The organism is Bradyrhizobium sp. S3.3.6 (assembly GCF_040546905.1).
Lineage (GTDB): Bacteria > Pseudomonadota > Alphaproteobacteria > Rhizobiales > Xanthobacteraceae > Bradyrhizobium > Bradyrhizobium cytisi.
The window spans coordinates 1-26,242 of sequence record NZ_JBEPOT010000017.1; the positions used below are offsets into that span (position 1 = coordinate 1).

Sequence of the window (26,242 nt, forward strand, 5' to 3'; positions counted from 1 at the left end):
ATTGGTCGCATCGTCGACACCTACACGCCCGCAGAATCCACAAACTACTTCGTGGCCGCAGGGTACTTGCAACCTGATCGGCTAACGCTCTAGCGCAGCGCCGGAGCCGACCAAATCATGAACAGTGTCACCCATCCATCCGGTCTGTTCTGTTACCAATCCATCCGCTGGACAAAGAACGCAAAGAAATGGCCCCGCGAGGGGCCATTTCCCTGTTTGCGTTGCGCATTAGTCCCAGAGGCGGTGACCGCGCTTGACCACGACGGCACGGTCGTGATGGTGCCAGCCGCGATGCCAGCCATAGTCGCGATGCTCGCGGAATTCAGCGCGGGAGCCGTAAGGGCCGTGATGACCGTGCTTGACGATCACGGTCTCCGCACTTGCCAGCGTCGGCGCCGCAACCGCGAGCGCACCCAGAGCGGCAACGACATAACGAAGCTTCTTCATGAGTCCTCCTCCAACGTAATGCAATTGAGAACGGCGCATACGTGCGAAACGTTCCGGAGCAACGGGAAGAGATTTCTGAATGGATATTCAGGATCAGAACGATCGTTAATCGCAGCGCTGTTGTGGAGGCGTCGTCGCGCTGGTCTTGCCTGGCGGCCTGAGAGAATCTCTTAGGCTCGCTTCTCCACATTGGCGCTGCGGGCCGGTACGCCGAACTCCTTGCGGCAGACTTCGGCCAGCACGGCGACGCCGTCGCGGATCTGCTGATGCGAAGGACTCGCGAAGCACAGCCGCAGGCGTGAGCCTGAGTGGCTCTTGTTGGTCGACCATTCCGGCCCCGGATTGATCGAGACTCCGGCGGCAAGCGCAGCCTGTGAGAGCTTGAGCGTATCGACCTGGTCAGGCAGCTTCACCCAGAGGAAGATGCCGCCCTTGGGCGCCTCGAATTCGGCCGCAGTCCCGAACTGCTCGTTGAGCGCTTCCATCAGCGTGTCGAGCTTGGTGCGCAGCGTTTTCGTCAGTGCCGGCACATGGCTTGCGAAATGCGGCCGGCAATAAGTGGCGAGCACCATCTGCTCCAGCGCGCCGGAGCCGGCGTCGGTCTTCAGCGCCAGCATCCGCGACATCACATCCCAGGGCGCCACAATGAAGCCGACGCGCAATGCCGGCGCGATCGACTTCGAGAACGAGCCGATATGGATCACGCCGCCATTTTTGCTCAAGGCGTGGATCGCGGGCGGTCGCTGCCCGGACCAGACCAGGTCGGCATAGCAATCGTCCTCGAAGACAGGCACGCCATATTCGGTCGACAACCGCAGCAACTCGAGGCGGCGTGTCTCCGGCATGATGCTGCCGGTCGGATTCTGCACGGTCGGAATGGTGTAGATGTATTTCGGCCGGATGCCGCGACCCCTGAGGTCGGCCAGCGTCGAGGCCAGGGCGTCCATGCGCATGCCGTCGTCGTCGAGCGGAATGCCGATGGTGTTGACGCCCAGCCGCGTCAGGCGGTTCAGCGCACCCTGATAGCTCTCCTGTTCGACGATCACGGTGTCGCCGCGCGTCAGCAGCGTATTGTTGACGAGGTCGAGCGCCTGGAGCGAACCGGAGACGATCAGGAGATCGTCGACCGTGCAGCTGATGCCGGCATCGCGCTTCAGCTTTGTCACCAGGAATTCGCGCAGCGGCAAATAGCCCTGCGGGCCGTGGGCCAGCCCGTAGGTGGCGAGCGAGCGGCCCTCGCGTTTCAAGGATTGATTGGCAGCCTCGATCAGATCGTCGAGCGGCAGCTGCTCGGAATCGTTATTGCCGCCGACAAAGCTGTATCTGGCAAGGCCGGTCCAGCGCGCAGCGGGGGCCGGCAGCCCTGCGGGAAACAGGGGCGCGAAATCGAAGCTGGACGTCATGGGAGCGTTCCTCGTTATTTTTATTGAGCGGCCGGCCTGGTGCCGACCGGGCGCCGCGATTTCGATGATGTCATCATGCCAGTGTTTTGCCCGACGCGTCAAATAAAATTCGTAAAATCCGTATCCGTGTCGCGCGGGACCAATAAGCCACTGATTTTGCAGATCCGGCTACTGTGCATGGGGTTGTTTTCGAACTTTTCGATCTGCAGCACTCACTCGAAGCGGCGGCCGTAGCCGCCCTCGATGCGAGCTTCACTTCTTGCCGGCCGTCCGGGTCGGGCGGCCCTGGCTGATGAAAGCGTAATGCGCATTGGCGACGCCGCCAACCATCAAGGCCTCGACCACCGGCTCGGCGATTTCGCCCGTGGCGGCCCAGTCGACGATGAAATTGGCCCCGGTCCCGCCGCGCACATCGTCGGTCGGAATGAAGATCGAGACGGTGGCGAGCGGCTTCACGGCGACCGGCGCCTTCAGATAGCTCTCGACCTGTTTTCCTGCGGTGTCGAAATAGGCGATGCGCCGGACCACCAGCGCTTGCGTCTCGGAGGCGTTGTGGACGCTCAGCGTCACCGAAAAATCGACCCGCAGCTTGCCCTGGCTCATCGCCACGCTGGAATAGGCCGGCACGTAGAAGCCGCCGGAGACCGCGAGCTCCTCCTTTGGCAGCGCCGTGAGCGAATCGGCGAAGGCCTGTTCGAGGTTCACTTTGGGCTGCGCGGCCGCCGGCTCGGCGAAGGCGAGGGGGCATAGCAGCATTGCAGTGGCAAGGCCGGCCCGCATGTGACGAATTGCTCGCTTGCCGCGCTGCAGCCGGTCTCTAGGGTGCGGCAAAACGGACCGATCTGGCATGCACGAGCTCATTCGCGACATCACTCTATGTATCCTGTTTGCCTGGATGCTGGGCCTGCTCGCCCATTTTTCCCGGCAACCGCTGATCCTGGCTTACCTTATCGCCGGCTTCTGCATAGGTCCATTCGGTGCCGGCTGGGTCAAGTCGCAGGAATCGATCAGCGTCATCTCCGAACTCGGCCTGATCTTCATGCTGTTCATGATCGGGCTCGAGATCGACCTGAAGAAGATCGTGCGGGCGGGCAAGGTGATCCTGTTCGCGGCCGGCGGCCAGCTCCTCGGCGGCTGCCTGCTCGGCATCCTGTTCTTCGCAGGCATCGGACTTTCGCTCGGCGGCGGCCATTTCGACGCGCTCTATCTCTGCATTGCCTGCGCGCTCTCCTCAACCGTCATCATCGTCAAGGTGCTCTACGAGAAGCGGGAGCTCGACACCTTGCCCGGCCGCATCACGCTTGGCGTGCTGGTGCTTCAGGACATCTTTGCCATCCTGTTCCTGGCGGTGCAGCCGAGTCTCGCAAACCTGCAAGTCGGCGTCATCCTGCTGTCGATCGGTCGCGTCGCAGTGCTGGTCACGGCCGCGCTGCTGGTCAGCCGCTATGTGCTGCCGCGGCTGTTCCACCAGATCGCCCGCCGGCCCGAGCTGATCCTGCTCGGGGCGCTGGCCTGGTGCTTCCTCGTCGCCGAGACCGCCGAGCAGCTCTCGCTTTCGCGCGAGATGGGCGCGCTGATCGCCGGCGTCTCGCTCTCGACCTTTCCTTACGCGCTCGACGTCACAGCCAAGGTCACGACGCTCCGCGACTTCTTCATCACGCTGTTCTTCGTGGCGCTTGGCATGACCATTCCCGTGCCCGGCCTCTCGGTGATTGGGCTGGCCTTGATGATTGCCGCGTTCACGGTGGTGAGCCGCCTCGTCACCACCTTCACGCCGCTCTATCTGATGAAGCAGGGTCTGCGCGCGAGCCTGCTGCCCGCGATCAATCTGGCGCAGATCTCCGAGTTCTCGCTGGTGGTGATCCAGACTGGCGTCGGCGACAATCACATCGCAGCCGAGACGGCGAATGCAGCCTCGTTCGCCTTCGTGGTGCTGGCCGTGCTCTCGACCTTCGTCATGACCCGCAGCGACGAGATCACCCGCTGGGCCATCGGCCCACTCAAGCGGATCGGCTTGCGCGACCTCGACTACGGCAACGGCCACGCCGAGGAGGCGGGCGAAGGCGGCCACGGCGAGGCGCGCCGCATCGTCATTCTCGGCTTTTTCCGCAGCGCGAGCGCCCTGCTGGCCGAGATCGAACGGCAGGCGCCGGTGCTGCTGGAGCAGATCACGGTGATCGACTTCAACCCCAATGTGTACCAGACCCTGCTTTCGCGCGGCCTGCACGTGATCTATGGCGACATCAGCAGCGCCGACACGCTGCTCCATGCCGGGATCGGCAAGTCCGAGATGATTATCCTCAGCGTGCCGGACGCGCTGCTGAAGGGCGCCAGCAACGAGAAGCTGGTTCGCCACGTCCGCACCCTCAACCCCAAGGCCCTGATCGTCGCCACCGCCGATCTCCTGTCCGACGTCGGCGAGCTCTATGCGGCTGGCGCCAGCTATGTCACCGTGACCCGGCTCAGCGACGCTCATGAATTGTTTACGGTGATCGAGGCGGCCCAGGCCGGCCTGTTGGCCGACAAGCGCGCCGAGCTCGATGCTCGGCTCGGCGAGCGGCGCGAAGTGCTACCCTGACAGCGTCCGCCCGTCTTCCGTCGGGGCCGGGCGCGCCTATATCCCTGGTATCTTCGGTGCAAGCCTCGTTAGCAGGCTGGCCTCCGGACATATGCGGTTGCATCCAGGACACTAGCGCTTGGGCCCAAGTCCAGCTAAGGCGTCCGGCTAAGCCTCCGGCCCATAACCGATAGAGATTGGGACATGCCCGATACCGTTCAGGAAGTTTTGCAGGCCTTTGCCCGGGGCGAGCTCGTCGTCGTGACCGACGACGAGGATCGTGAGGGCGAGGGCGATCTGATCGTCGCCGCCTCGTTCTGCACAGCGGAAAAAATGGCCTTCATCATCCGCCACACCTCCGGCATCGTCTGCGCGCCAATCACCACCGAGGACGCGCGGCGGCTGCGGCTCGATCCGATGGTCGCTCACAACGATTCCGCCCACACCACAGCCTTCACGGTCTCGATCGACTACAAGCCCGACGGCGGCACCGGCATCTCGGCCGAGGAGCGCGCCTCTTGCTGTCGTGCGCTGTCCAATCCCAATGCCGGAGCCAACGACTTCGCCCGTCCGGGCCACATCTTCCCGCTGATCGCCAAGGATGGTGGCGTGCTGCTGCGCTCCGGCCATACCGAGGCCGCGGTCGATCTCTGCAAGCTCTCGGGCCTGCCGCCGGTCGGCGTCATCAGCGAATTGATGAACGACGACGGCAGCGTGATGAAGGGCGAACAGGTCGCCCGCTTCGCCGCCCAGCACAAGCTGAAGCACGTCACCATTGCCGACATGATCGCCTATCGCCAGGCGCGCGAAAAGCTGATCGAGCGGGTCTCGACCTTCACCACCGAAAGCCCGATCGGGCCGCTCCAGGGCTATGCCTACCGTTCGCCGTTCGATTCCATCGCCCATGTGGCCTTCGTCTACAATGGCGTCGGCGACGGCAAGAACGTGCTGACGCGCTTTCACAAGCCGAACATCGTCAAGGACACCTTTACCGGCCACAAGCGCATGGCGGCGGTGCTCGAGCACTTCAAGAAGTCCGGCCGCGGCGTGCTGGTTTATCTGCGCGACGGCGCGGCCGGCGTCCCCGTGGCCCCGCTACCCGATGAGAGCGCGACTGAGGCCGATCGCAACCGCCAGTGGCGCGAAGTCGGCGTCGGAGCGCAGATCCTGCGCGATCTCGGCGTCACCTCGATCCGTCATCTCACCTCGTCGGTGCATGACTACAAGGGCCTCTCGGGCTTCGGCATCGAGATCGTCGCCAACGAGCAGCTTGAAAGCTAGCGCTGTCATTCCGGGAGGCGCGACACGCATCCCCGGGATTCACGCAGACCCGTATTTCTGCAACGCAATTGCACTTGTTGCCGCGGCGCACTAGTTTGTCCGGCAATTTTTAGACGGAACCAGACCGAAAGGACGTTTCATGAGCGTGCGCCCTCAGACCAAGGACAAGCCGGCTGCGGCTTCCTTCCAGTGGGACGATCCGTTCCTGCTCGATGAGCAACTGACCGAAGACGAGCGCATGGTGCGTGACACCGCCCGCGCCTACGCCCAGGACAAGCTGCTGCCGCGCATCACCAAGGCCTATCTCGAAGAGACGACCGACCGCGAGATATTCAACGAGATGGGCGAGCTCGGCCTGATCGGCATCACGCTGCCGGAGGAATATGGCTGCGCCAACGCGAGCTACGTGGCTTATGGCCTCGTCGCGCGCGAGATCGAGCGGGTCGATTCCGGCTATCGTTCGATGAATTCGGTGCAGTCCTCCCTGGTGATGTACCCGATCTACGCCTATGGCGACGAGAACCAGCGCAAGAAGTACCTGCCGAAGCTCGCCAGCGGCGAGTGGGTCGGCTGCTTCGGCCTGACCGAGCCCGATGCCGGCTCCGACCCCGGCGGCATGAAGACCCGCGCCGAGAAGGTCTCCGACGGCTATCGCCTGACCGGCAGCAAGATGTGGATTTCGAACGCGCCGATCGCCGACGTGTTCGTGATCTGGGCCAAATCGGCCGAGCACGACAACCAAATCCGTGGCTTCGTGCTGGAGAAGGGCATGAAGGGCCTCTCTGCGCCGAAGATCGGAAGCAAGCTCAGCTTGCGCGCTTCCATCACCGGCGAGGTCGTGATGGACGGCGTCGTGGTGCCGGAAAGCGCGCTGCTGCCCAACGTCTCCGGCCTGAAGGGTCCGTTCGGCTGCCTCAACCGCGCCCGCTACGGCATCTCCTGGGGCGCGCTCGGCGCCGCCGAGGATTGCATGCATCGCGCCCGCCAGTACACGCTCGACCGCAAGCAGTTCGGCAAGCCGCTCGCCGCGACCCAGCTGGTGCAGAAGAAGCTCGCCGACATGGAAACCGAGATCGCGCTCGGCCTCCAGGGATCGTTGCGCGTCGGTCGCCTGATGGACGAGGGCAAATTCGCGCCCGAGATGATCTCGATCATGAAGCGCAACAATTGCGGCAAGGCCCTCGACATCGCTCGCGTCGCCCGCGACATGCACGGCGGCAACGGTATCTCGGCCGAGTACCACGTGATGCGTCATGTCCATAACCTCGAGACGGTCAACACCTACGAGGGCACCCACGACGTCCACGCCCTGATCCTGGGTCGCGCGATCACGGGCATTCAGGCGTTTTTCTGAGCGCCCTGTATTCCGTGGCGGTTGCCTTGCTCCGCTGTCATCGTCCGCGAAAGCGGACGATCCAGTATCCCAGGGACCTCGCCTTCGCCTCGGGCGCCGCGGCGTACTGGATACCCCGCTTTCGCGGGGTATGACGAGAGTATGGGGGTACGTACAGGAAGTGCCATGTCCGACAACGACGATGTTCCGTTCAACCGCAACTTTCCGCTTAAAGCCGGTGTCGTCGAGGAAGTCCGCCCCGGCGTGCGGCGGGTGCTCTGTAACAATCCGAGCCCGTTCACCTTCACCGGTACCGTCAGCTACATCGTAGGCACCGGCAACGTCGCGATCATTGATCCCGGTCCCGACGATGAGGCTCATGCGGCTGCGCTGCTCGACGCCGTGCGCGGCGAGACGGTGAGCCATATCTTCGTCACCCACACCCACCGCGACCACTCGCCCAATACACCGCGCGTCAAGCAGGCAACCGGGGCGCCGGTTTATGCCGAGGGCCCGCACCGCGCCTCGCGCCCGCGCTTCGAGAGCGAGAAGCACAATCCGGAATCCGGCTCCGATCGCGACTTCGTCCCCGATATCAGGATCGCCCACGGTGACGTCGTCGAAGGCGCCGGCTGGCGGCTCGAGGCCGTGGCGACGCCCGGCCATACGGCCAACCATCTCGCCTTCGCCTGGCCCGAGCGAAAGTTCAACTTCGTCGGCGATCACGTCATGGGCTGGTCGACTTCGATCGTGGCGCCGCCCGACGGCTCGATGATCGACTACATGGCGTCGCTCGACCGGCTCGCTGCGCGCGAGGAGGATCTGTATTTCTCCGGCCACGGTCCGGAGATCCCGGAGGGCCAGCGCTACGTGCGTTTCCTGATCCGCCACCGCAAGGCGCGCGAGGCCTCGATCCTGCACCGCCTCGCCAAGGGCGAGACGGATATCCCGACCATGGTGCGCGCGATCTATATCGGCATCGATCCGCGGCTGACGACGGCCGCCGGCTATTCCGTGCTGGCGCATCTGGAGGACCTCGTCGCACGCGGCATTGTCGCGACGGACGGCGATCCCGTGATCGGCGGGACGTATCGGATGGCCTAAGGGCGGATAGCGAATGGCGAGTAGCAAATAGGCAGCCGTCCCATTCGCTATTCGCTACTCCCCATTCGCCGATCTCACTTCTTCACCGTCTTCGCCGGCGCCTTCGGCGGCGCGACCGGGGTCTTCTTCACCGGCTTCAGCGCGTCGGCGTCGGCTGCGGTGTTGAGGTCGTCGATGAATTTCGTCACGCGCGCGGCGTTGCTGCCGAGATCGCTCTCGAAATAGCGCGAGGCGGAGCGGATATCGACGCGTGAATCGTCGCCGTCAGGCACGACCCTGATCGAGACGTCCTCGCGAAAGCCCATGATCGGCGTGCGCGCCACCGCCTCGATGCGGCCCATGCGCCGCGGCGGCTGCGGCTCGCGTTCGTCGATAACGGTCCATTTGCGCTTGATGACGAGCTGGCGCGCGATCGCATAGGCGCGGTCAACGGGGATCTCGAGCTCGATCGGCTCGATGTCGGGATAGAACTGGCGCTGCTGCTCGGCCGAATAGAGACCGGCATAAACGGCGGTGTTGGTGCCATCGCCGGTGCGCAGGCGCGACAGCGCGTCGAAGCGCGGCGGGTCGATCGGGTCGGTGGTGATGTCGTGGATCGGCGGCAGCTTGCGGTACAGCAGAGCTTGATACGCGGGATAGGCGAGGATCGCCCCGTCGATCAGGAAGGCGAGCAGGATGCGCGCCATGCCGCGCGAGCCGTTCTGCCAGATCGCGGCAAAGCCGGCGAGGCCGAACAGGATGGAAAGCCCGGCAATCGCGAGGCCGCCGAAGAACGTGGCCAGCGCCGGCTTCATCTCCAGGAAGTCGAAACGGACGATGATGGTCGACACCACCACCGTCACCACCGCGAACACGGCCAGATTGCGCGCCCAGCTCGCGAGGCTGGACACGGGCTCCGACTGATAGGGAGCGGAAAACCTGCGGGCCATCGGGTGAGCTCTGCCGGGGTCTTGGGGCTTGCCGGCCGATTTGGCGCGACGTCGAGCCGTTGAGACCACGGCCCGGTGGCAAATTCAAGAGTTCCGCAGGCTCTTGCATGGTCGTGCCCGGGCTTGACCCGACCATCCACGCCTTTCTTGCCGCCTGGACGTCGACGCCCGGGGAAAAGCCCGGGCATGACGGTGATCGCGATTTACGCCGCCGCGTTCGGGAAGCGATAGTCCTTGAACTGGTCGCGCAGCGCGGTCTTCAGGATCTTGCCGGTCGCGGTATGCGGGATGCCGTCGACGAACGCGACGTCGTCCGGCATCCACCATTTGGCGATCTTGCCGTCCATGTACTTCAGGATGTCGTCACGCGTGGCCTGCTGGCCCTGCTTGAGCTGCACGATCAGCAGCGGCCGCTCGTCCCATTTGGGGTGGAAGACGCCGATCACCGCAGCCTCCGCCACGGCCGGGTGGCCGACCGCGAGGTTCTCGAGGTCGATCGAGGAGATCCACTCGCCGCCGGACTTGATCACGTCCTTGGAACGGTCGGTGATCCGCATATAGCCGCCCTCGTCGATGGTCGCGACGTCGCCGGTGTCGAAGAAGCCTTCCTCGTCGAGGATGTTGGCATCGAGACGGAAGTAGGCCTTGGCCACCGCCGGGCCCGAGACTTTGAGGCGGCCAAAGGTCTTGCCGTCCCAAGGCAGTTCCTTGCCGGCATCATCGGTGATCTTCATTTCGACCGCGAAGGGCGCATAGCCCTGCATCTGAAGCACGTCGAGCCGCGCATCGCCGATCGCGTTGTGGAACGGTGGCTTCAGCGCCGAGACGCTGCCGATCGGGCTCATCTCGGTCATGCCCCAGGCGTGACGGACGTTCGAGCCCATGTCGAGGAAGGCCTTGATCATCGAGCGCGGCATCGCCGAGCCGCCGCAGATCACCATCTTCAGGTCCGGCAGCTTCAGATTATTGGCGGTCATGTGCTGGAGCAGCATCAGCCACACCGTCGGCACGCCGGCGGTGTGCGTCACCTTCTCGGTGGAGAGCAGCTCGTAGACCGAGGCGCCGTCGAGCTTGGGCCCGGGCATCACCAGCTTGGTGCCCTGCGAGGGCGCGGAGAAGGCGATGCCCCAGCTGTTGGCATGGAACAGCGGAACCACCGGCAGCATCGTCTCAGAGGCACTGGTGCCGAGCGCGTCGACATTGTTGGCCATCAGCGCGTGCAGCACGTTGGAGCGATGCGAATACAGCACGCCCTTCGGATCGCCGGTCGTGCCAGACGTGTAACACATTGCGGCCGCCGTGTTCTCGTCAAAGTCCTTCCATTTGAATTTGCCGTCGGCCTCGGCGATCCAGTCCTCGTAGGCCACGACGTTCTTCAACGTGGTCTGCGGCATATGCGCCTTGTCGGTGAGGATAACGTAGCGCTCGACGCTCGGCAGCTTGTCGGCGAGCTTCTCGACGACCGGCACAAAGGTGAGGTCGACCATCACGATGCGATCCTGCGCATGGTTGATGATCCAGGCGATCTGCTCGGGGAAAAGCCGGGGATTGACGGTATGGCAGATGGCGCCGATGCCCATGATGCCGTACCAGACCTCGAGGTGGCGCCAGGTGTTCCAGGCGATCGTGGCGACGCGGTCGCCGAGCTTGATGCCGTCGCGCTCCAGCACCTGCGAGACCTTGAGCGCGCGCTTGTGGATTTCGGCGTAGGTGGTGCGATGGATCGGTCCCTCGACCGATCGCGTTACGACCTCCTGCTTGCCATGAATCCTGGCGGCGTGTTCGATGATCCGGTGGCAGAGCAGGGGCCAATCTTGCATCAAGCCGAGCATTCAGGCGTTCCTCCGAGAAGTCGCTGGGCGCGTTTTCGCTCTCAGCGCAGGGCCAAAGAATTGTCATGAGTTTTAGCCTGCCGGACTTTCGCCGCAAATGGTCTTGTCGCGGCAATATGTCCGCCCGCGCGGCAATGGTTACCGCCGCGCTCGGGCTAACGCTTGTGCTCGCGGATCGGGCGGAGGCGCGAAACTATGCTGCGCCGCTCGATATCTTTGGTTTTGGTACACCTCGGCCGCGCCGGAGCGTCCATTCCGCCAAGATACCGCTACCAAAGCCTCGTCCCGCGGAGGCACCCAAAGCGACGGACGAGGCCGCGCCGGAGGCCGACGGCAAGCCTTCCCCGGATAAACCCACCAAACCGGCCGAGGCCGCGCCGCCACCCGAGAAGCAGCTCTCGGCCTGCCGTATTGCGCTGACCGAGGAGATCGCGGTCGCGCCGTCCATTCCCGATATCCATGGCCCCGGCGCCTGCGGCGGCGAGGATCTGGTGCGGCTGGAAGCGATCGTGCTGCCGGACAAGCGCAAGGTCGCAGTCAAGCCGGCGGCAATCCTCCGCTGCACCATGGCATCAGCGATCGCCGATTGGGTCCGCGCCGACATGGTGCCGCTGGCCGCGAGCCTCGGCTCGACCATCACCGACCTCGACAATTTCGACAGTTTTGAGTGTCGCGGTCGCAACCGCATCGTCGGCGCGATGCTGTCCGAGCACGGCAAGGCCAACGCGCTCGACGTGCGCTCGCTCAAGCTTGCCGACGGCCAGTCGATCGGCCTGACCGACCGCACGCTGTCGCGCGACGTGCGCGAGCGCGTGCTGCATTCGGTCTGCTCGCGCTTTTCCACGGTGCTCGGCCCGGGCTCGGACTGGTACCACGAGGACCACATCCACCTCGATCTCGCGCAGCGGCGCAACGACTACCGGATCTGCCAGTGGAACGTCTGGGACCCCTTGCCCCAGGTCGCGCCTCAGCTGCCGGCCGAGCGCCCCGAGGAGGCTCCGCCACGCGAGGTCGCGGCCAAGTCTGAGGGTACCAAGGATGGCGTCAAGGATGAGGCTGACGATCAGGAGAGCGCGAAACCTGCCGCGCCGCCGGACAAGCCGGCAGCCGACTCCGGCAAGAGCAAGCCGCCAACAAAAAAGCGCCGGTAAAACCGGCGCTTTTCAAAAACCCTCAGATCACGCGGAGATCAATTAGTTGCTGGTCTGATAACCGCCGCCCTGGAGCGCGAGCCGCGAGTTGTACGGCGAGTCGCCGTGCTTCGGCTCGAGCACCACGACGATGGTGCCGATCTTGACGCGGCTGTAGAGGTCGATTGCGTCCTCGTTGGTCAGGCGGATACAGCCCGACGAGATCGAAGCGCCGATATATTCAGGCTGGTTGGTGCCGTGAATGCGGAACAGCGTGTCCTTACCACCCGAGTAGAGGTACATGGCGCGCGAGCCCATCGGATTGTCCGGGCCCGGAGCGACGAAGGTCGGTACGCCAAGGCGCGAGATCTCGCCGGGCGTCGGGTGCCAGGCCGGCCATTCCGTCATGCTGCCGACCTTGGCGATGCCGGACCAAGCCATGGCCTCTTCGCCGACGGTGATGCCGTAGCGGATCGCCTTGCCGCCATCCATCACGTAATAGAGGTAATGGTTGTCGGAATCGACCACGATCGAGCCCGGCGACTCCTTGCGGTGATAGTCGACGATGGCGCGACGGAACGGCTCTGCCACCGGCGTATTCTCGTACCGGATCTTGGCGAGGAGTTCCTTGTCCTTCGGCTTGAAATTCTGCGTGTTGGTGGCTTCGAAATGCGTGGCCTGCATGCAGCCCGATAGCATGAAGCCGGCAGCCAATATTCCCAACATAACTCTCAGCGACGACATGGTTTGGTTCCAATCGAACAATACCGCGCAGGTCCTGAGCGTAGTACCCAAGGCCTTCGACTCCGTTGATTTCATTATCGTTGAAATCTGCCACAATTCCAGCGTTTAGGGGCTTTTCCCGCGCTGCGAGACCCAACCTGTGGCTTTTTTGCCGCAAGTTTTGCGCCCTTGGGCCGGTTTTTGGGCAGGAAATGCCGAATTGTCGATTCCGTGCCACGGTTGAGCCGCGTCGGCGCCACAAATGCAAACGCTCCGTTAATGTGCTTGTCATCATGAACTTGTCAGAATCGCGCTAAGCGCCGTCAATCTGTCGCAGGCTTCGCTGGAGTTGTTGATGTTTTCTGTGTTCGTTCCGACCGACTCCTCCCTGAAGAAGGCCGTTGTCGATGACCTCGCGGCGGTACCGGAGCACGCGGTGTGGATCGATCTGGTCAATCCGACCGCAGCCGAGGACAAGGCCGTCGAGAAGCTGTCCGGGATCGCGATCCCCACCCGGGAGGACATGCAGGAGATCGAGATCTCCAGCCGCCTCTATATCGAGAACAGCGCCCGCTACATGACCGCGACGCTGATGTGTCACTCCGATACCGACATGCCCCGGACCACGGCAGTGACCTTCATCCTCGGCGACCATCGCCTGGTCACGGTGCGCTACGATCAGCCCAAGCCGTTCGCCCTGGTCGAGGCCAAGCTGGCGCGGTCCTGCACCCCGGGGATCACCGGCGAGATGGTGCTGATGGAACTGCTGGATGCCGTCATCGACCGCTGCGCCGACATCCTGGAACGCTGCGGCGCCGAGATCGACCAGGTCTCGCACGACATCTTCGAGCCCGAGAGCGAGCGTCACGGCCACGCCAAGCAATATTCGCAGATCCTGATCTCGATCGGCCGCAAGGGCGATTTGACCTCCAAGGTACGCGAGAGCCTGGTGTCGATCGGCCGCGTCGTCACGTTCCTGTCCGCGGTGGTGGAGGGCGTGAAATGGTCAAAGGACATGCGCGAGCAGCTCAAGACCATGCAGCGCGACGTCGTCTCGTTGACCGACCACGCCTCCTATCTTTCCAGCAAGATCACCTTCGTGCTCGACGCCATGCTCGGTGTCGTCAATCTCGAGCAGAACAACATCATCAAGCTGTTTTCGGTCATGGCCGTTGTCCTGATGCCGCCGACGCTGATCGCCTCGATCTACGGCATGAACTTCAAGTCGATGCCGGAACTCGAATGGACGCACGGCTATCCGTTTGCGCTGGTGCTGATGCTGTTCGCAGCGATCGTTCCGTACTGGATCTTCAAGTGGAAGAAGTGGCTCTGAGCCGGCCTGCGCTCCGAAAATAGTGACCGAGACCTTACGCCGGTCGTAGAGACAGGGCTGATGGTGTCGCAGAATAGAGCGTCATTGCGGCTATGCGGTGATGCGTGTGCTGTGCCCCAATTCCTCCGGTAAAATTTGAGCAGTGGGCTGAACGTTTGCGCGAAACTTGTCTGCGATAAGCAACGGGTTAGCCGCGAGGAACAGCCATGGTTGAAAAACAGATAACGACGCCCCGCAACGTCATCGACCTGACGAGCTATCGTCAGGCTGTGGCGAGCGGCAAGGCGCCGTCGTTGTCGGCACGCATGTGCCGGCACTGTGGTGCTCCGCTGCTCGATGGCGAGAACGATGACGATTGCTCGACTGCATTCAACGCAGCCGCCGCTCCGCGGCTGCGCGAACGGTCGCGTCGGATTCGCCTGGATTGAGGAGTGGAAGGAAGGGCGGGCGATCCAGTCTTGCGGCGGCGTTGTCTGGATCGCCTGGCTTCCCGCCTTTCGCGGCAAATCAGCGCTTCACGATTTGCGCCGTCGAGACGATGGTCTCGGCGATCGCGCCGTCGCGGCTGAACGATGCCAGATGGCTCTCGACGTCGTGCAACATCGCTTCGACGTTGTCGCCCAACGCTTCCGGAGAGGACGACGAATAGGTGAGGGTGCGTTGCGCCAGGTCCTGCATGCTGACCATGTGGCGGGTCTCGACCGTGACGAGCTCGGTGGGTGCAAAGGCGCTGCCGCGGAAGAAAGCGGGAAGGTCGCGATGGGTCCGCGTGCCCCGGCCGGCTGCCTCCCAGAGATTCGCGGGTGACCAGCGGCGGCGGATCTCGTTGTAGCCATCAAGCCATGGGTTGCGGCCGTCGGTGACCGAGAACGAGGCGCAGATCACGATCGCGCCGTCGCGCGCGACCAGTCCATCCAGCCGCGCGAGCGTCGCGTCGCGATCCATCCAATGTAGCGCGCGGCCGATCGTGACGATGTCGAACGTGCCGATCTCGGAGGCGAGCGTCTCGGCCTTGCCTGCGATCAGCGTGAGCTCTTGCCCTGCGCGCGCCGCCGCTTGTCGCGCAGCCTCGAGCATCGCGATTTCAGGGTCGACGCCGACGATACGGCCGACATTGGGTGCGAAGCCCAGCGCGAGCAACCCGGGGCCGGTGCCCAGATCGATCAAGGCGCATCGTTCGGAGAGGCCGAGCTTCTGCGCGACGCTGCGAAAGAACGCGCCCGGGTAGGGCGGCCGCAAGTGCTCGTAAGTTGACGCCGTGCTCGCAAACCGGCCCATGCGTCACCCGGCCTAGACGTGCTGGCCGCCGTTGATGTGGATCTCGGCGCCGTTGACGTAAGAACTGGTCTCCGTGCACAGCACGTAGATGATCTTGGCGACCTCGTCCGGTGTGCCGAGGCGATGCATCGGAATCTGCTGCTCGACGATCTTCTCGGTGCCCGGCGACAGGATCGAGGTGTCGATCTCGCCCGGCGCGATCGCGTTGACGCGCACGCCGACGCGGCCGAAGTCCGAGGCCATCTCGCGCGTCAGGGACGCGAGTGCGGCCTTGGAGGTTGCGTACGCCGCGCCTGCGAAGGGATGCACGCGCGAGCCCGCGATAGAGGTGACGTTCACGACCGAGCCCCTGGCCGCCTTCAATTCCTCGATCAAGCCCCGCGCGATCATGATCGGCGCGAAGAAGTTGACGTGGAAGACGTGCGTCCAGGTGTCGAGGTCGGTGTCGACCGAACCGAGCCTGGAGCCGCCGGGACCTTTCGGCGAGATCGCGGCGTTGTTGACCAGCGCGTGGAGCATGCCGCCCTCGAGGCGGTCGCGGATGTCGGAGATCGCGCGCGTGGTGTCCTGGGGATTGCCGAGATCGACCTGGATGTGGTCCTCGGGGCCCGCATCCCACGGGCAATCTTCGGGGAAGGGATGCCGCGAGCAGGTGATGACGCGCCATCCCGCCGACGAGAAGCGGATCACGGTGGCGTGGCCGATACCGCGGCTAGCTCCGGTCAGAAGCAGCGTGCGGCGCGGCGCATTGGACGAATGCGGCATGGACATCTTTCAGGTCGGCCCAAGATTCGAGACAAGATTCGAGACAAGGCTCAAGGATACATCCGCGTCTTGGACCACTTCTGGCCGGCCGCGTCACGGCGAAATTCGATGCGGTCATGCAGACGGAATGGGCGATCGTGCCAGAACTCGATGCGCACCGGCGTGACGCGCCAGCCGCTCCAACCCGGTGGCCGCGGCACTTCGCCGATGACATGCTTGGCGGCGACCGTGGCGATGGCCCGCTCGAAGGCGAAGCGGCTCTCCAGCTCTTGCGACTGCTTGCTGGCCCAGGCGCCGATCTGCGCCTGCTTCGGTCGCGTCGCGAAATAGGCGTCGGCCTCGGCATCGGTCACCGGCGTCACGTTGCCGCGGATGCGGACCTGACGGCGCAGCGACTTCCAGTGAAAAAGTAAAGCCGCCTTAGGATTTGCGGCGAGTTCGCGGCCTTTTTGGCTTGCGATGTGACTGTAGAAGACAAAACCTTCGGTATCGAAGCCCTTCATCAGCACCATGCGCACGTCGGGCAGGCCGTCGGGATCGACGGTTGCGAGCGCCATGGCGTTCGGATCGTTCGGCTCGCTCTTGATCGCCTCGTTCAGCCAGGCTTCGAACAGCGCAAAAGGCTCGTCGGCGGCGGTGAAATCACCGGATGTTAAGGGTGTCTGGTGTTTCATCGAGGTCGTGTCGGTCATGTCTGGAGTCCGAATTGCGTCCCGCGGCCCAAAGCGCGCTGTTGTCTGCTACTGCCCTATATAGGGCATGGGGACGCGTTGGCCTATCGGCGATGCGGCCGTCGGGCCTTGCCATGACGATGATTTTGATCGGGCTCGGCGCCGGCGGCTGCAGTCTGCCCCGAACTGACACCAATGCCTACGCCAAGGCCGACGACAACGACCTCACCGGCTCGATCGCACGGCCGGCCAAGGACGCCCCTCCGACCGAGACCGATCTCGCCTTCGCCCGCAACGCAGCCTCCGACGTGTTGAGCAAGGGCGACAAGGATGCATCCCAGCACTGGGAGAATCCTGAAACCGGCGCGCGCGGCTCGGTGACGCCGATCGCGCAATCCTACGCCGCCGAGGACGGCCGCAAGTGCCGCGATTTCCTGGCGAGCTACGTCAACGGGACGACCGAAAGCTGGCTCCAGGGTGCCGGCTGCCAAAGCAGCCGTGGCCGTTGGGAGATTCATACGCTAAAGCCGTGGCGGAGCTGAGCATGATCCGGAAAAGTGGAGGCCGGTTTTCCGATAAGATCATGCTCCAGACTTAGAGATTCGGCTCGACTGACTAGTTGCAAAAATGCCACTCGCCCCCACATGTGGCTCAGATGGGGGCGGGCAGCCCTTTCGACATTTCGTATTCCCAAGAGGAGACGTGACGGATGCGCGACCCCTATGAGGTCTTGGGGGTGCCGCGGAGCGCTAGCGCTGCCGCGATCAAGAGCGCCTATCGCAAGCTGGCCAAGAAGCATCATCCCGACAGCAACAAGGATGATCCCAAGGCCGCCGAGCGCTTCTCCGAGATCAATTCGGCCAACGAGATCATCGGCGACGAAGACAAGCGCAAGCAGTTCGACCGCGGCGAGATCGATGCCGAGGGCAAACCGCGCTTCCAGGGCTTTCCGGGCGGCGGCGGGCCGCGCGGTCGCGCAGGTCCCGGCGGGTTCGAGAGCTACAATTTCCGTGGCGGCGGGGCAGGCCCCGGCCAAGGCGCGGGCGCGTTCGAGGACATCCTCAACAGCATGTTCGGCGGCGGGATGCGCGGTGCGCGCCCCGGGGCCGGCGGCGGTGCCCAGTTCGAATTCGACACCGGCGGGATCGGGCTCGATCTCGACGTCAACGTCGCCATGTCCGTCTCGCTGGAAGAATCGGTCAAGGGTGGCGAGAAGCGCGTCCGGCTGCCGAATGGCAAGGAACTCAACGTCAAGATTCCGGCGGGCGTCGTCGAGGGTCAGCAGATCCGGCTGCGCGGCCAGGGCGAGACCGCCCAAGGCCATCCGCCCGGCGATCTCCTGATCACCATCAGCATCGCCCCGCACCCGTTCTTCAAGATCGAGGGTGCCGACCTCAGGATCGACCTGCCGGTCACGCTCTACGAAGCTGTGCTCGGCGGCAAGGTCCGCGTGCCCACACTCGGCAATGCCGTGGAACTGTCGGTCCCGAAAAACACCTCCAGCGGCCGGACCTTCCGACTCAAAGGTAAGGGCCTGCCGAAATCTGGCGGAACCGGGGATCTCTTCGTTACCATCAGGATTATGCTACCGGACGGGAACGACGCCGAGCTTGAAGCATTGATGGAGAAGTGGCGGGACCAACACCCCTACAATCCACGTAGCGGGCTTGGTTAGGGCGAGATCCAACCGGAGGGGTTCTCCTACGGTCTAGCGCATCTTCCAGCAGATGATGCTCATCATACGCCTGAGGCGCGGTAGCGCTTCTCGGCTCGTATGCTCGACGTGTCGGATGTCCGGCGGGGCAGCCGATAAAAAGGTGCGGCCTCGAGAGGGGGACCAGCGCGGTACCAAAAACCCCAATCGAGGCCGCCCGCGTCGATCGGCGGATCGAACGCTGCTCATATTCGCGTGAACACCCGGTGCGATAATGAGACGCACACATGTCTTGATTCGAAATTTTCAATGACGGAATCGAGGCACGGCGCGGTTTGAAGGACGCCCAAGCGAAGCTTGAGATATGGCGGGTTGTTCAGCCGCCGGTTTTCTCGGCTTGGTCGTACACCGCCTGCGCCACCTTGGTCAGGCGATCGCGGTCGGCGCCGCCGCCGCTGACGACGTAGCCGACGCCGCGCTCGGCCCAGAACAGCGCGCCATCCTTGTCCGCCTTGGCGTAACGCATCTGCGTTGCGCCGGTTTCGGTCTTGGCGGTGTAGATCGTGTAGCGCTCGCCCGAGGCGCCCTCATACATCAGGAAGGACGCCGGCCCGTTCGACCCCGGCAGCAGCCGGCCGCCGACGAGCTTCAGCCCGCTCCCCTCCAGATTGGGGGCGAACACGGTCCAGCCGCAGCGCCGGGTCAGCCAGGCCTGGAGGTGGTCGCGCTCGTTGCCGCCGACCTCGACGGGATGGCGGACCTCGACGACATAAAGGCGGTGGGCATCGAGCGCATCCGCCGTAAAGCTCTGGAAGGTCGAGGGCGCGTTGGCGGCGCCATGCGCCACCCAGCCGGCCGCGCCGCCGGCGATGAAGGCAACCAGCGTAGCGGCGACCGCGCCGTAGAGCCATTGCCGCGGACGGCGCTCCAGCCGCTCGAGCTCCAGCCGGACCGGCACCGGCTCCTGGGCGACGTTGTCGTAGCGAGCATGCAGCATCTCGGCCATGGCGCGCCAGGATTGCACCCGCTCGGCATCCTCAGGATGTGCGGCAAGCCAGGCCTCGACGTCGGCGCGGCGCTCGGTCGGCAACTCGCCATCGACAAAGGCGTGTAGCTCGTCTTCGGTTACGGGAATATTGCGGTCGTTCATATCGGTCGTCTCTGGCTCTGCGGCCCAAAATATCTGACGTGGTTCAACTGCGCTGCTTCTCTCTCCGTGCAGCGGACGTGGCATGCGCGATGCATCAATCCTGCCATCATTTCACCCGCCTGAGCGCCGGGCGCTCGCCCTCCAGCGACGCTTTAACGTGTGCGCGGGCGCGTGCCAGGCGGGACATGACGGTGCCGATCGGCACGCCCTGGATGTCGGCGACCTCGCGGTAGCTCATGCCCTCCAGCATTACCAGGAGCAGCACCGAGCGTTGCTCCTCGACCAACGTCGAGAGTGCACGTTCGATGTCACGTCCTTCCGCCTCCGTCCCGCTGGCATCCGGGTTGTTCTCCGTCAGCTGCATGAATTGCGGCCGCCTTGCCAGCGAGCGCCGCCGGTTCTTGTTGAGGTTGGTCAGGATCGTGTAGAGCCAGCTCCTGACGTCGCCTCCGAGAAACAATCGCTCCGAACGCAACGCACGCACCAGCGTATCCTGCACCAGATCGTCGGCCGCATCCGCATCGCGCGTGAGCGCGCGGGCGTAGCGGCGCAACGCCGGGATCATGGCTTCCACGCTCTGGCGAAACGCACTCATTGCCGTCTAGACGTCCTTCACATCAGGCGCGAGCGCCTCAACGATCATAACACCCGAACGGAACGGCTATTCCGGCGCTCGAAACAGCGTTAACGCCGCGTATTAGGACTGTACCGCAGGGGAGGGCTGGTGTACCTCCAGACGCTAACGAGAGCTACAGGACGTTAGCAAATGGCGCAGAATTCAGGACTGATGCAAGGACTGATGCAAGGCAAGCGCGGGGTGATCCTCGGCGTTGCCAACAACCGCTCGATCGCCTGGGGCATCGCCAAGGCATGCCAAGCGGCCGGCGCCGACATCGCACTCACCTATCAGGGCGATGCGCTGAAAAAGCGCGTCGAGCCGCTCGCCGCCGAACTCGGCGCGCTCGTGCTCGGCCATTGCGACGTCACCGATGCCGCGACCATCGATGCTGCCTTCGATGCCCTCAAGGAAAAATGGGGCAAGATCGACTTCGTCGTGCACGCGATCGCCTATGGCGAACAGCTCGACGGCCGCTATGTCGACACCACGCCGGAAAACTTCTCCAAGTCGATGCTGATCTCCTGCTACTCGCTCACCGCGCTCGCGCAGCGCGCCGAGAAGCTGATGACCGACGGCGGCTCGATCGTCACGCTCTCTTATTATGGTGCCGAGAAGTGGATGCCGCGCTACAATGTGATGGGCGTAGCAAAGGCCGCGCTCGAAGCCAGCGTGCGCTATCTTGCGGCCGATCTCGGCGAGAAGGCGATCCGCGTCAACGCGATCTCGGCCGGCCCGATCAAGACGCTGGCATTCGCCGGCATCGCCGATTCACGCCTGCTCTTGAAATATAACGAGGTCAACGCGCCGCTGCGGCGGAACGTGACGATCGAGGAGGTCGGCGACAGCGCAGTGTATTTCCTGTCGGACATGTCGCGCGGCGTTACCGGCGAAGTCCACCATGTCGATTCCGGCTACAACGTGCTGGGCATGATGCGACCCGATGCGCCGAAGGACTGACCACGACCAGCAATGCCCGTGCCCACGATCTATTACCTTCGCCACGGCGAGACCGAGTGGAATGCGCTCGGCAGGCTCCAGGGCACCAAGGACATTCCGCTGAACGCGCGCGGGCGCGATCAGGCGGTGCAAGCCGGCGGCATTCTCGCCGATCTCTTCAAGCGCGACGGCCGCGACAAGGCCGCGTTGCCCTACGTGTCGAGCCCGCTCGGGCGTTCGCGCATGACCATGGAACTCGTGCGCGGCAAGCTCGAATTGCCGCCTGCCGACTACGCGCTGGACGATCGCCTGCGCGAGATCGGCTACGGCGTCTGGGAAGGGCTGACGCTGGCGGAGAGTGAGGCGACCGATCCCGACATCTATGCCAGGCGCCTCGCCGACAAATGGACCGTAGGGCCCGCGGGCGGGGAGACCTACGCCGATGTGCAGGTCCGCGTGCGCGCCTGGTACGACGAGCTCCGGACCGACACCGTCGCGGTCGCCCACGGCGGCACCTGCCGGGCCCTGATGGTTTCGCTCGGCCTGGAGACGCCGGCCAGCGCCGCCGAGCTCTATATCGAGCAGGGCGCCGTCTACGTGTTCCGCGATGGCCGGCTGGACAAGTATAGTTAGCCCGGCTCGTCGCCCCGCCCTCCGCCGTCATGCCCGGGCCTGTCCCGGGCATCCACGGACTTTCTCGTTGTGACCAAGAACGTGGATGGCCGGGACAAGCCCGGCCATGACGGCCGTCGGTATATTTGACCCATATTTCAGGGCGAGCTAAGTCAGCACTGACTTACCAACCAGCGAGCAGCGATGTCCTTCAACACCTTCGGCCACATGTTCCGCGTCACCACCTTTGGCGAGAGCCATGGGGTGGCAATTGGCTGCGTGGTCGACGGCTGCCCGCCGATGATCCCGCTCACCGAAGCCGACATCCAGGGCGACCTCGACCGCCGCAAGCCGGGCCAGTCGCGCTTCACCACCCAGCGCCAGGAGCCGGACCAGGTCAAGATCCTGTCCGGCGTGATGGCGCATCCGGAGACCGGCGTGCAGGTGACGACGGGCACGCCGATCGGGCTTCTGATCGAGAACACCGACCAGCGCTCGAAGGACTACTCGGAAATCAAGGACAAGTTTCGTCCCGGCCATGCCGACTTCACCTACGAGGCGAAGTACGGCCTGCGCGACTATCGCGGCGGCGGGCGCTCCTCGGCGCGAGAGACGGCGACGCGCGTCGCCGCCGGTGCGATCGCGCGAAAAGTGCTGCCTGACATCAAGGTGCGTGGCGCGCTGGTGCAGATGGGCCCGCACAAGGTCGACCGCGACAAGTGGGACTGGGACGAGATCGCCAAAAATCCGTTCTTCTGTCCGGACAAGGACAAGGCAGCGTTCTTCGAGACCTATCTCGACGGCATCCGCAAGAGCGGCTCCTCGATCGGTGCCGTGCTCGAGATCGTCGCCGAAGGCGTGCCGCCCGGCCTTGGTGCCCCGATCTACGCTAAACTCGACTCTGATCTGGCGGGTGCGATGATGACCATCAACGCCGTGAAGGGCGTCGAGATCGGCGCCGGCTTTGGCGCGGCCGAGCTCACCGGCGAAGAGAACGCCGATGAGATGCGCACCGGCAATGATGGCACGCGCTTTTTGTCCAATCACGCCGGCGGCGTTCTGGGCGGCATCTCCACCGGACAGCCGATCGTGGTGCGCTTTGCGGTGAAGCCGACCTCGTCGATCCTGCAGCCGCGTCTCACTGTCGATCGGCAGGGCGCCGACACCGAGATCATGACCAAGGGCCGCCACGACCCCTGCGTCGGCATTCGCGCCGTCCCCGTTGGCGAAGCCATGATGGCCTGCGTGCTGGCCGATCACTTCTTGCGCGATCGCGGGCAGGTCGGGCGATAGAGCAGGGCGAGGCGTTCGTGTCGCGGTACTAGCCACCGCGCAGCTTGACGTCCCCAAAACTTCGTCCGCAAATGCGGACATGCAAAACTCCGAGATCCAGCGCATCACCAATTGGCTGATCGACGGCGCGAGGTCGTCCGGGGCCCCTTCCGAGATGATCGCCGAGGTCTGCGAGCATCTGGTCGAGGCCGGGCTGCCGCTGTGGCGGTTCGGCATCTTCATCCGCACGCTGCATCCGGAAATCTTCGGCCGCAATTTCATCTGGCGGGAAGGCCAGAAGGTCGAGATCGGCACCGTTGATTTCAAGATTCTGGACACGCCCGAATTCGCCAGGAGCCCGCTCCGGATCGTGTTCGAGGAGGGGCTGGAGGTCCGGGGACGGATGGACGATCCGGACAGCAAGCGGTTTCCGTTCCTCGACGACATGCGCGCCGAAGGCGTGACCGACTATTTCGCGATGCCGATGCCATATCTCGACGGTTCGATCCACGCGACGAGCTGGGTCACGCGACGTCCCGGCGGTTTCAGCGAAGACGACATCGCCGCGATCCGGACCCTCGTGGCGCCGCTCGCACGCGTCAGCGAGATCATCAGCCTGCGCCGCACCGCCGAGATGCTACTCGACACCTATGTCGGCAACCGCGCCGGCGCACGTATCCTGGGCGGCCAGATCCGCCGCGGTCACAACGACACCATGCAGGCTGCGATCTGGCTGTCGGATCTGCGCGGCTTCACCGCGCTGTCGGACCGGCTGCCGGCCGAGACCGTGGTCGAGATCCTCAACCATTATTTCGATTGCCAGGTCACGGCGATCCGCGGCCACGGCGGCGAAGTCTTGAAGTTCATGGGTGACGGCCTGCTCGCGGTGTTCCCGATCGACGAATATGTCGGCGATGCCGCGCATGTCTGCACGCGCGTGCTGGAAGCCGCCCGCGAATCCCGCGCCAGCGTCGAGGCGCTCGCTTTTCCGGTTGGCGACGTCATAGAACGCTTCCGCTTCGGCGTCGCACTGCATGTCGGCAACATCCTCTATGGCAATATCGGCGGCGGCAACCGGCTCGACTTCACCTGCATTGGCCCCGCCGTCAATCTCGCGGCAAGAATGGAGAAAATCGCCGGCCGCTTGGGACGCACCGTCGTGGCGTCAGAGGGCTTCGCCAATGTCTGCCAGCATGACTGGCGCGATCTCGGCGATTTTCCGATCGCAGGATTTTCCAAGGCGCAGCGGGTATACGGGCTCGCCGAGGAGACGCCGGTGGTGATGGCGTGAGGCACCGAAGCCGCCCATGAATGTCGAATTCTGCCAGATCGAGATCGCTGACACCGACGCCTTTCGTGCGGCCGTCGACATTGTCGCCCGCGAGCGCAAATACATCGCGCTGGTGGAGGCGCCGCCGATCGAGCAGGTCCGCGCCTTCGTCGCACGCAATGTCGAGCGCGGCTATCCGCAAATCGTCGCCGTCGTCGACGGCGCCGTGGTCGGATGGTGCAACGTGCCGCCGGCCAGTCGTGCGGTCTCGGCGCATGTCGGCGATCTCTTCATGGGGCTTGTACCGGAGTTCCGTGGCAAAGGCTTTGGCGAACGGCTGTTGCGGCAAGCCATTGAGGCGGCAGATGTGTTCGGCTTCAGGCGTATCGAGCTCGGCGTCTTCGCGACCAACACCGCCGCTGCCGCCCTCTATCGCAAGGTTGGGTTCGTCGAGGAGGGCATCAAGCGGATGGCGATCGTGATCGACGGCACCTATCACGACGAAATCATCATGGCGCGCCTCAAGGGCTAGCCGGCGTTGCGCGGCAATGCCGGCCGTCGCGTGAAGACCCTAGTACGCGATCTTCATCGCCAGCGTTGCGATCACGATCATGATGGCGCCGCCGACGCGGGTTGCGATCTGGGCAAAGGCCATCAGTCCCATGCGGTCCGCGGCGCCGAGAATGGCGACGTCGCCGGTGCCGCCGAGCCCGGAATGACAGGCCGTCACGATCGCCGCCTCGACCGGATACATGTTCAGCCATTTTCCGACGAAGAAGCCGGATGCGACCATCGCCAGCACCGTCGTCGTGCAGATCGCGATGTAGCCGGGATTGAACGACGCCACGAGCTGCTGCCACGACACCAGCAGCGTTCCCATCGCCACCAGGATCGCGAAGGTGAGGCTGGTCGACATGAACTTGTTGATCTGGTAGGCGCCGAGCTCCATCTCGGCCGGCAACAGCTTTGTCAGCTTGAGCGCGACCGCGGCGATGATCATGAGGATCGGGCCGGGAATGCCGGTATAGGGCGCGAGCACCATGCCGAGCACGAACAGTACGCAGGACAGCACAATGCCGGCACCTAACAGGCTGAGATCGATCGGGTGGTCGGATCGCGCCGGGCCCAGAATGTCGTCATCGCCCGTTTTTATCAGCATGCCCTGACCGTTGAGGTCGCGCCGTTTTTCGCCGAGGCGGGCGAGGAGTCCGGCCGCGACGATGGCGACGACGTTGCCGAGCAGCGCCGCAGGCACCATCTGCGCCACGAGCTCGACCTGCGGCCGGTGCAGCATTTCAGAATAGGCAATGGACAACGGCAGCACGCCTTCGGCGAGGCCGCCGCCGATGATCGGCATGATCACGAAGAAGAACGTCTCCCTCGGGCTATGACCGAACAGCAGTCCGACCGTGATGCCGATGGTGATGGCGCTGATTGTGCCGACCAGCAGCGGCACGAACATCCGGAGAAACCCCTGCACCAGGACGCGATGCGGCATGCCGAGGATCGAGCCGGCGACGAGACAGGCGATGAAGAAATACTGCAAGTTCGCGGTGCGGAACGTCGTGGTGATCGCCTTGAGCGCCGTCTCCGGCATCAAGCCGTAGGCAACCATCGCGGCCGGCACGAACAGGCACATGATCGCGGTGCCGCCGATCCGCTTCACGACGGGAATGGTCTGGCCGAGCTTGCCGAGCAGGAAGCCGAGCAGCATCAGCACCGAGAGCCCGCCGATCACATCATTTGGCAGTTTTCCGGAATAGACCGCGGCGGCGCAGACGAGCGCTGCGGGAAAATAGACGGTGATCGGGAGCGGACCGATTTTCAACGCGGTGAGCGCGGATGGTTGCGTCGTCTCCGTGAGCTTGATGGTGGTGTCGGTCAACAATGCCTCCCTCTGTCGTTTTATGTTTGTTTGGTTGCCGGTCTGCGCGCTCCGCTCG

At 64.1% G+C, this 26,242-nt stretch carries 26 protein-coding genes; 14 read left to right on the forward strand and 12 right to left on the reverse strand.

The genetic code is table 11. The features are described 5' to 3' along the window. Nucleotides 1-228 precede the first annotated feature (228 nt). The 3 genes from ABID59_RS33790 to ABID59_RS33800 all read right to left on the reverse strand — a co-directional run bounded on the left by ABID59_RS33790 (nt 229) and on the right by ABID59_RS33800 (nt 2,630). Nucleotides 229-447, reverse strand: coding sequence for a hypothetical protein (locus tag ABID59_RS33790; RefSeq protein ID WP_354086234.1), 219 nt, complete (start codon nt 445-447; stop codon nt 229-231). Between the two features lie 170 nt (nt 448-617). After that, the gene (locus ABID59_RS33795; RefSeq protein WP_354086235.1) at nt 618-1,850 is read right to left on the reverse strand and encodes an aminotransferase-like domain-containing protein; all 1,233 of its coding nucleotides are present in this window, start codon (nt 1,848-1,850) and stop codon (nt 618-620) included. A 252-nt stretch (nt 1,851-2,102) separates the two neighbouring features. After that, entirely contained in the window at nt 2,103-2,630 is a 528-nt protein-coding gene (locus ABID59_RS33800) for a DUF3124 domain-containing protein (protein ID WP_354086343.1), read from the reverse strand. A 67-nt stretch (nt 2,631-2,697) separates the two neighbouring features. Between ABID59_RS33800 and ABID59_RS33805 the strand changes: the two genes are divergently transcribed. The 4 genes from ABID59_RS33805 to ABID59_RS33820 all read left to right on the forward strand — a co-directional run bounded on the left by ABID59_RS33805 (nt 2,698) and on the right by ABID59_RS33820 (nt 8,125). Continuing rightward, nucleotides 2,698-4,428, forward strand: a complete 1,731-nt coding sequence (locus ABID59_RS33805; protein WP_354086236.1) for a cation:proton antiporter — start codon at nt 2,698-2,700, stop codon at nt 4,426-4,428. Between the two features lie 183 nt (nt 4,429-4,611). After that, nucleotides 4,612-5,688, forward strand: a complete 1,077-nt coding sequence (gene ribB / locus ABID59_RS33810) for a 3,4-dihydroxy-2-butanone-4-phosphate synthase (RefSeq protein WP_354086237.1) — start codon at nt 4,612-4,614, stop codon at nt 5,686-5,688. A 139-nt stretch (nt 5,689-5,827) separates the two neighbouring features. Then, a complete protein-coding gene (locus ABID59_RS33815; RefSeq protein WP_148752603.1) occupies nt 5,828-7,042 on the forward strand; it encodes an acyl-CoA dehydrogenase in 1,215 nt (404 codons plus the stop codon). A gap of 165 nt (nt 7,043-7,207) precedes the next feature. Next, nucleotides 7,208-8,125: an MBL fold metallo-hydrolase gene (locus ABID59_RS33820; RefSeq protein ID WP_354086238.1), complete on the forward strand. Its 918-nt coding sequence runs from the start codon at nt 7,208-7,210 to the stop codon at nt 8,123-8,125. A gap of 74 nt (nt 8,126-8,199) precedes the next feature. Here the strand turns inward: ABID59_RS33820 and ABID59_RS33825 are convergent, their stop codons facing one another. Both ABID59_RS33825 and ABID59_RS33830 read right to left on the reverse strand, forming a co-directional pair. Next, on the reverse strand, nt 8,200-9,054 hold the full coding sequence (locus tag ABID59_RS33825; RefSeq protein ID WP_148752601.1) for a DUF1499 domain-containing protein: 855 nt from the start codon (nt 9,052-9,054) through the stop codon (nt 8,200-8,202). A gap of 203 nt (nt 9,055-9,257) precedes the next feature. Then, nucleotides 9,258-10,886, reverse strand: coding sequence for a fatty-acid--CoA ligase (locus ABID59_RS33830; RefSeq protein ID WP_148752600.1), 1,629 nt, complete (start codon nt 10,884-10,886; stop codon nt 9,258-9,260). Between the two features lie 65 nt (nt 10,887-10,951). Between ABID59_RS33830 and ABID59_RS33835 the strand changes: the two genes are divergently transcribed. After that, a complete protein-coding gene (locus ABID59_RS33835) occupies nt 10,952-12,037 on the forward strand; it encodes an extensin family protein (protein ID WP_354086239.1) in 1,086 nt (361 codons plus the stop codon). A 42-nt stretch (nt 12,038-12,079) separates the two neighbouring features. Here the strand turns inward: ABID59_RS33835 and ABID59_RS33840 are convergent, their stop codons facing one another. Then, entirely contained in the window at nt 12,080-12,760 is a 681-nt protein-coding gene (locus tag ABID59_RS33840) for a L,D-transpeptidase (RefSeq protein WP_148752598.1), read from the reverse strand. A 334-nt stretch (nt 12,761-13,094) separates the two neighbouring features. On the opposite strand from ABID59_RS33840, the gene ABID59_RS33845 reads away from it, so the two are divergent. Both ABID59_RS33845 and ABID59_RS33850 read left to right on the forward strand, forming a co-directional pair. Continuing rightward, a complete protein-coding gene (locus ABID59_RS33845) occupies nt 13,095-14,072 on the forward strand; it encodes a magnesium transporter CorA family protein (RefSeq protein WP_148752597.1) in 978 nt (325 codons plus the stop codon). 206 nt (nt 14,073-14,278) lie between these two features. Further along, nucleotides 14,279-14,500 carry a hypothetical protein gene (locus tag ABID59_RS33850; RefSeq protein ID WP_148752596.1) on the forward strand — a complete coding sequence of 74 codons (222 nt, stop codon included), beginning with the start codon at nt 14,279-14,281 and terminating at the stop codon, nt 14,498-14,500. Between the two features lie 79 nt (nt 14,501-14,579). On the opposite strand, the gene ABID59_RS33855 is transcribed toward ABID59_RS33850, so the two are convergent. Genes ABID59_RS33855 through pdxH form a run of 3 tightly spaced genes read right to left on the reverse strand, consistent with a single transcriptional unit; the run spans nt 14,580 to nt 16,807 of the window. Continuing rightward, nucleotides 14,580-15,350, reverse strand: coding sequence for a class I SAM-dependent methyltransferase (locus ABID59_RS33855; protein WP_354086240.1), 771 nt, complete (start codon nt 15,348-15,350; stop codon nt 14,580-14,582). Nucleotides 15,351-15,362: 12 nt separating this feature from the next. After that, a complete protein-coding gene (locus tag ABID59_RS33860) occupies nt 15,363-16,115 on the reverse strand; it encodes an SDR family NAD(P)-dependent oxidoreductase (RefSeq protein WP_354086241.1) in 753 nt (250 codons plus the stop codon). A 50-nt stretch (nt 16,116-16,165) separates the two neighbouring features. Next, entirely contained in the window at nt 16,166-16,807 is a 642-nt protein-coding gene (gene pdxH, locus ABID59_RS33865; RefSeq protein ID WP_354086242.1) for a pyridoxamine 5'-phosphate oxidase, read from the reverse strand. Between the two features lie 113 nt (nt 16,808-16,920). On the opposite strand from pdxH, the gene ABID59_RS33870 reads away from it, so the two are divergent. Further along, a complete protein-coding gene (locus tag ABID59_RS33870) occupies nt 16,921-17,328 on the forward strand; it encodes an RT0821/Lpp0805 family surface protein (protein WP_187434996.1) in 408 nt (135 codons plus the stop codon). Nucleotides 17,329-17,495: 167 nt separating this feature from the next. After that, nucleotides 17,496-18,461, forward strand: a complete 966-nt coding sequence (locus ABID59_RS33875) for a DnaJ C-terminal domain-containing protein (RefSeq protein ID WP_354037652.1) — start codon at nt 17,496-17,498, stop codon at nt 18,459-18,461. Between the two features lie 355 nt (nt 18,462-18,816). Here the strand turns inward: ABID59_RS33875 and ABID59_RS33880 are convergent, their stop codons facing one another. Together ABID59_RS33880 and ABID59_RS33885 are read right to left on the reverse strand one after the other, a co-directional pair. Next, on the reverse strand, nt 18,817-19,590 hold the full coding sequence (locus tag ABID59_RS33880) for an anti-sigma factor family protein (RefSeq protein WP_354086243.1): 774 nt from the start codon (nt 19,588-19,590) through the stop codon (nt 18,817-18,819). 106 nt (nt 19,591-19,696) lie between these two features. After that, nucleotides 19,697-20,185 (reverse strand): sigma-70 family RNA polymerase sigma factor, encoded by a 489-nt coding sequence (locus tag ABID59_RS33885; protein ID WP_128953175.1) that lies wholly within the window; start codon nt 20,183-20,185, stop codon nt 19,697-19,699. A gap of 171 nt (nt 20,186-20,356) precedes the next feature. Between ABID59_RS33885 and fabI the strand changes: the two genes are divergently transcribed. The 5 genes from fabI (at nt 20,357) to ABID59_RS33910 (ending at nt 24,831) form a co-directional block, all read left to right on the forward strand. Then, on the forward strand, nt 20,357-21,166 hold the full coding sequence (gene fabI, locus ABID59_RS33890; RefSeq protein WP_148752589.1) for an enoyl-ACP reductase FabI: 810 nt from the start codon (nt 20,357-20,359) through the stop codon (nt 21,164-21,166). A 12-nt stretch (nt 21,167-21,178) separates the two neighbouring features. Continuing rightward, nucleotides 21,179-21,778, forward strand: coding sequence for a histidine phosphatase family protein (locus tag ABID59_RS33895; protein WP_354086244.1), 600 nt, complete (start codon nt 21,179-21,181; stop codon nt 21,776-21,778). A 183-nt stretch (nt 21,779-21,961) separates the two neighbouring features. Continuing rightward, nucleotides 21,962-23,050: a chorismate synthase gene (gene aroC, locus ABID59_RS33900; protein WP_354086245.1), complete on the forward strand. Its 1,089-nt coding sequence runs from the start codon at nt 21,962-21,964 to the stop codon at nt 23,048-23,050. Nucleotides 23,051-23,129: 79 nt separating this feature from the next. Further along, on the forward strand, nt 23,130-24,320 hold the full coding sequence (locus ABID59_RS33905; RefSeq protein WP_354086246.1) for an adenylate/guanylate cyclase domain-containing protein: 1,191 nt from the start codon (nt 23,130-23,132) through the stop codon (nt 24,318-24,320). A 16-nt stretch (nt 24,321-24,336) separates the two neighbouring features. Next, a complete protein-coding gene (locus tag ABID59_RS33910; protein ID WP_354086247.1) occupies nt 24,337-24,831 on the forward strand; it encodes a GNAT family N-acetyltransferase in 495 nt (164 codons plus the stop codon). A 39-nt stretch (nt 24,832-24,870) separates the two neighbouring features. On the opposite strand, the gene ABID59_RS33915 is transcribed toward ABID59_RS33910, so the two are convergent. Continuing rightward, nucleotides 24,871-26,184 (reverse strand): 2-hydroxycarboxylate transporter family protein, encoded by a 1,314-nt coding sequence (locus tag ABID59_RS33915; RefSeq protein WP_354086248.1) that lies wholly within the window; start codon nt 26,182-26,184, stop codon nt 24,871-24,873. Between the last annotated feature and the right edge of the window lie 58 nt (nt 26,185-26,242).

What these genes read in the sequence shown, in the direction of transcription:
- ABID59_RS33855 (WP_354086240.1), bottom strand. Translation starts at nt 15,350, where the DNA reads ATGGGCCGGTTTGCGAGCACGGCGTCAACTTACGAGCACTTGCGGCCG.
- pdxH (WP_354086242.1), bottom strand. Translation starts at nt 16,807, where the DNA reads ATGACCGACACGACCTCGATGAAACACCAGACACCCTTAACATCCGGT.
- ABID59_RS33870 (WP_187434996.1), top strand. Translation starts at nt 16,921, where the DNA reads ATGACGATGATTTTGATCGGGCTCGGCGCCGGCGGCTGCAGTCTGCCC.
- ABID59_RS33795 (WP_354086235.1), bottom strand. Translation starts at nt 1,850, where the DNA reads ATGACGTCCAGCTTCGATTTCGCGCCCCTGTTTCCCGCAGGGCTGCCG.
- ABID59_RS33805 (WP_354086236.1), top strand. Translation starts at nt 2,698, where the DNA reads ATGCACGAGCTCATTCGCGACATCACTCTATGTATCCTGTTTGCCTGG.
- ABID59_RS33800 (WP_354086343.1), bottom strand. Translation starts at nt 2,630, where the DNA reads ATGCGGGCCGGCCTTGCCACTGCAATGCTGCTATGCCCCCTCGCCTTC.
- ABID59_RS33885 (WP_128953175.1), bottom strand. Translation starts at nt 20,185, where the DNA reads ATGAGTGCGTTTCGCCAGAGCGTGGAAGCCATGATCCCGGCGTTGCGC.
- ABID59_RS33845 (WP_148752597.1), top strand. Translation starts at nt 13,095, where the DNA reads ATGTTTTCTGTGTTCGTTCCGACCGACTCCTCCCTGAAGAAGGCCGTT.
- fabI (WP_148752589.1), top strand. Translation starts at nt 20,357, where the DNA reads ATGGCGCAGAATTCAGGACTGATGCAAGGACTGATGCAAGGCAAGCGC.
- ABID59_RS33850 (WP_148752596.1), top strand. Translation starts at nt 14,279, where the DNA reads ATGGTTGAAAAACAGATAACGACGCCCCGCAACGTCATCGACCTGACG.
- ABID59_RS33820 (WP_354086238.1), top strand. Translation starts at nt 7,208, where the DNA reads ATGTCCGACAACGACGATGTTCCGTTCAACCGCAACTTTCCGCTTAAA.
- ABID59_RS33815 (WP_148752603.1), top strand. Translation starts at nt 5,828, where the DNA reads ATGAGCGTGCGCCCTCAGACCAAGGACAAGCCGGCTGCGGCTTCCTTC.
- ABID59_RS33910 (WP_354086247.1), top strand. Translation starts at nt 24,337, where the DNA reads ATGAATGTCGAATTCTGCCAGATCGAGATCGCTGACACCGACGCCTTT.
- ABID59_RS33830 (WP_148752600.1), bottom strand. Translation starts at nt 10,886, where the DNA reads ATGCTCGGCTTGATGCAAGATTGGCCCCTGCTCTGCCACCGGATCATC.
- ABID59_RS33875 (WP_354037652.1), top strand. Translation starts at nt 17,496, where the DNA reads ATGCGCGACCCCTATGAGGTCTTGGGGGTGCCGCGGAGCGCTAGCGCT.
- ABID59_RS33790 (WP_354086234.1), bottom strand. Translation starts at nt 447, where the DNA reads ATGAAGAAGCTTCGTTATGTCGTTGCCGCTCTGGGTGCGCTCGCGGTT.
- ABID59_RS33895 (WP_354086244.1), top strand. Translation starts at nt 21,179, where the DNA reads ATGCCCGTGCCCACGATCTATTACCTTCGCCACGGCGAGACCGAGTGG.
- ABID59_RS33835 (WP_354086239.1), top strand. Translation starts at nt 10,952, where the DNA reads ATGAGTTTTAGCCTGCCGGACTTTCGCCGCAAATGGTCTTGTCGCGGC.
- ABID59_RS33860 (WP_354086241.1), bottom strand. Translation starts at nt 16,115, where the DNA reads ATGCCGCATTCGTCCAATGCGCCGCGCCGCACGCTGCTTCTGACCGGA.
- ABID59_RS33840 (WP_148752598.1), bottom strand. Translation starts at nt 12,760, where the DNA reads ATGTCGTCGCTGAGAGTTATGTTGGGAATATTGGCTGCCGGCTTCATG.
- ABID59_RS33880 (WP_354086243.1), bottom strand. Translation starts at nt 19,590, where the DNA reads ATGAACGACCGCAATATTCCCGTAACCGAAGACGAGCTACACGCCTTT.
- ABID59_RS33905 (WP_354086246.1), top strand. Translation starts at nt 23,130, where the DNA reads ATGCAAAACTCCGAGATCCAGCGCATCACCAATTGGCTGATCGACGGC.
- ribB (WP_354086237.1), top strand. Translation starts at nt 4,612, where the DNA reads ATGCCCGATACCGTTCAGGAAGTTTTGCAGGCCTTTGCCCGGGGCGAG.
- ABID59_RS33825 (WP_148752601.1), bottom strand. Translation starts at nt 9,054, where the DNA reads ATGGCCCGCAGGTTTTCCGCTCCCTATCAGTCGGAGCCCGTGTCCAGC.
- aroC (WP_354086245.1), top strand. Translation starts at nt 21,962, where the DNA reads ATGTCCTTCAACACCTTCGGCCACATGTTCCGCGTCACCACCTTTGGC.